Origin of the sequence: Marinobacter mangrovi (genome assembly GCF_016798325.1) — a bacterium.
Classification (GTDB): Bacteria; Pseudomonadota; Gammaproteobacteria; order Pseudomonadales; family Oleiphilaceae; genus Marinobacter_A; species Marinobacter_A mangrovi.
Genome location: NZ_JAERVO010000014.1, coordinates 1 through 3,375, shown reverse-complemented (window position 1 = coordinate 3,375; position 3,375 = coordinate 1). Strand labels below are relative to the sequence as shown.

Below are 3,375 nucleotides of genomic sequence, written 5' to 3'. Positions count from 1 at the left end.
ATCAACTTCGAAGTCCTTCTTTCTGATCACTGGGTCAGACATGCTCTTTAACAATGCGGACAAGATTGCAAAGCGGATGATTCGTTTCTTTATCTCCGAAACGAAGAATCCAAATGATAGCGATTTCAAGCGTTATCCGGTGTTAATCGTTGGGTTGCTTAATCTTGGATCAAGCGTCGGCAGGACAAAAGGCTGCTGACACTGTGGAACCAACCTGGAGGCTTCGGCCGACAGAGCGGTTAAACAGTTGGTTTGGGGTTATATAGTCAAGCAACTAAGCGCATACGGTGGATGCCTTGGCAGTCAGAGGCGATGAAAGACGTGGAAGCCTGCGATAAGGCTCGGGGAGCTGGCAAACAAGCTGTGATCCGGGCATCTCTGAATGGGGAAACCCACCTGGTTTCGGCCAGGTACCTTGCACTGAATCCATAGGTGCAAGGGGCGAACCGGGGGAACTGAAACATCTAAGTACCCCGAGGAAAAGAAATCAACCGAGATTCCCTCAGTAGCGGCGAGCGAACGGGGACCAGCCCTTAAGCTGAACAACTGGTAGGAAAAGGCTCTGGAAAGTGCCGCCATAGTGGGTGATAGCCCCGTATCCGAAACCTGAGTTCAGTGAAATCGAGTAGGACGGGTCACGTGTAATCCTGTCTGAACATGGGGGGACCATCCTCCAAGGCTAAATACTCCTGACTGACCGATAGTGAACCAGTACCGTGAGGGAAAGGCGAAAAGAACCCCTGTGAGGGGAGTGAAATAGATCCTGAAACCGTATGCGTACAAGCAGTCGGAGCACCTTCGGGTGTGACGGCGTACCTTTTGTATAATGGGTCAGCGACTTATGTTCAGTGGCGAGGTTAACCATCTAGGGGAGCCGTAGGGAAACCGAGTCTGAATAGGGCGACTTAGTCGGTGGACATAGACCCGAAACCGGGCGATCTATCCATGAGCAGGTTGAAGGTGCGGTAACACGCACTGGAGGACCGAACCCACTGTCGTTGAAAAGCCAGGGGATGACTTGTGGATCGGAGTGAAAGGCTAATCAAGCCCGGAGATAGCTGGTTCTCCCCGAAAGCTATTTAGGTAGCGCCTCGGACGAATACCACTGGGGGTAGAGCACTGTTTCGGCTAGGGGGTCATCCCGACTTACCAAACCGATGCAAACTCCGAATACCAGTGAGTACTATCCGGGAGACACACGGCGGGTGCTAACGTCCGTCGTGAAAAGGGAAACAACCCAGACCGCCAGCTAAGGTCCCCAAATACCAGTTAAGTGGGAAACGATGTGGGAAGGCGAAGACAGCTAGGAGGTTGGCTTAGAAGCAGCCACCCTTTAAGGAAAGCGTAATAGCTCACTAGTCGAGTCGGCCTGCGCGGAAGATGTAACGGGGCTCAAACTGGTTACCGAAGCTGCGGCTGCATACTTTGTATGCGGGGTAGGGGAGCGTTCTGTAAGCCTGCGAAGGTGTGTCGAGAGGCATGCTGGAGGTATCAGAAGTGCGAATGCTGACATGAGTAACGATAATGCGGGTGAAAAACCCGCACGCCGGAAGACCAAGGGTTCCTGCGCAACGCTAATCGGCGCAGGGTGAGTCGGCCCCTAAGGCGAGACCGAAAGGTGTAGTCGATGGGAAACGGGTTAATATTCCCGTACCTCGCGTGACTGCGATGGAGAGACGGAGAAGGCTAGGTGAGCCGGGCGACGGTTGTCCCGGTTTAAGCATGTAGGAAGAGGACTTAGGCAAATCCGGGTCCTCAATTCTGAGATGCGACGACGAGTGCTGCTTGCAGCGCGAAGTCATTGATGCCCTGCTTCCAGGAAAATCTTCTAAGCTTCAGGTCACGAGAGCCCGTACCCCAAACCGACACAGGTGGTCAGGTAGAGAATACCAAGGCGCTTGAGAGAACTCGGGTAAAGGAACTAGGCAAAATGGTGCCGTAACTTCGGGAGAAGGCACGCTGGTAGTAGGTGAAGCCCCTGCGGGTGGAGCCGAGACCAGTCGAAGATACCAGGCCCCTGCGACTGTTTATTAAAAACACAGCACTCTGCAAACACGAAAGTGGACGTATAGGGTGTGACGCCTGCCCGGTGCCGGAAGGTTAATTGATGGGGTTAGCATTCGTGCGAAGCTCTTGATCGAAGCCCCGGTAAACGGCGGCCGTAACTATAACGGTCCTAAGGTAGCGAAATTCCTTGTCGGGTAAGTTCCGACCTGCACGAATGGCGTAACGATGGGGGCGCTGTCTCTACCCGAGACTCAGTGAAATTGAAATCGCCGTGAAGATGCGGTGTATCCGCGGCTAGACGGAAAGACCCCGTGAACCTTTACTATAGCTTCACAGTGAACTTTGAGCATGCTTGTGTAGGATAGCTGGGAGGCTTTGAAGTGTGGACGCCAGTCTGCATGGAGCCAACCTTGAAATACCAGCCTGGCCTGTTTGAGGTTCTAACTTGGTCCCCTGATCGGGGATGAGGACACTGTGTGGTGGGTAGTTTGACTGGGGCGGTCTCCTCCCAAAGAGTAACGGAGGAGCACAAAGGTGGGCTAAGTACGGTCGGACATCGTACGGTTAGTGTAATGGCACAAGCCCGCTTGACTGCGAGACAGACACGTCGAGCAGGTGCGAAAGCAGGTCATAGTGATCCGGTGGTTCTGTATGGAAGGGCCATCGCTCAACGGATAAAAGGTACTCCGGGGATAACAGGCTGATACCGCCCAAGAGTTCACATCGACGGCGGTGTTTGGCACCTCGATGTCGGCTCATCACATCCTGGGGCTGAAGCCGGTCCCAAGGGTATGGCTGTTCGCCATTTAAAGTGGTACGCGAGCTGGGTTTAGAACGTCGTGAGACAGTTCGGTCCCTATCTGCCGTGGACGTTGGAGATTTGAGGAAAGCTGCTCCTAGTACGAGAGGACCGGAGTGGACGAACCTCTGGTGTTCGGGTTGTTTCGCCAGAAGCATTGCCCGGTAGCTATGTTCGGACAGGATAACCGCTGAAGGCATCTAAGCGGGAAGCCCCTTCCAAGATGAGATCTCCCTGGCCCCTCGAGGGCCCTGAAGAGCCGTTCAAGACCAGGACGTTGATAGGTCGGGTGTGTAAGCGCTGCGAGGCGTTGAGCTAACCGATACTAATTGCTCGTGCGGCTTGACTATATAACACCCAAGCCAACTGCGGATAACGCAGGAAATCGCTTCAGCTTTGAGCTTCGGCTCCGCAATCTTGTCCAACCCAGTGGTCAACCTGTTTGCCTGACGACTATAGCGGTTCGGAACCACCTGATCCCATCCCGAACTCAGCCGTGAAACGAACCAGCGCCGATGGTAGTGTGGCATCTGCCCATGCGAGAGTAGGTCATCGTCAGGCTCCTAAAT

1 protein-coding gene and 2 rRNA genes are annotated in these 3,375 nt (G+C 54.0%); all 3 read left to right on the top strand.

The annotated features are described in order from the left end of the window. A partial coding sequence (locus tag JL474_RS21590; RefSeq protein ID WP_236012439.1) for a hypothetical protein occupies positions 1-199 on the top strand: 199 nt, incomplete at its 5' end. A gap of 65 nt (positions 200-264) precedes the next feature. Continuing rightward, positions 265-3,156, top strand: a 23S ribosomal RNA gene (locus JL474_RS21380). Between the two features lie 95 nt (positions 3,157-3,251). After that, positions 3,252-3,367: ribosomal RNA gene (rrf, locus tag JL474_RS21375) — 5S ribosomal RNA — on the top strand. Positions 3,368-3,375: the final 8 nt, after the last annotated feature.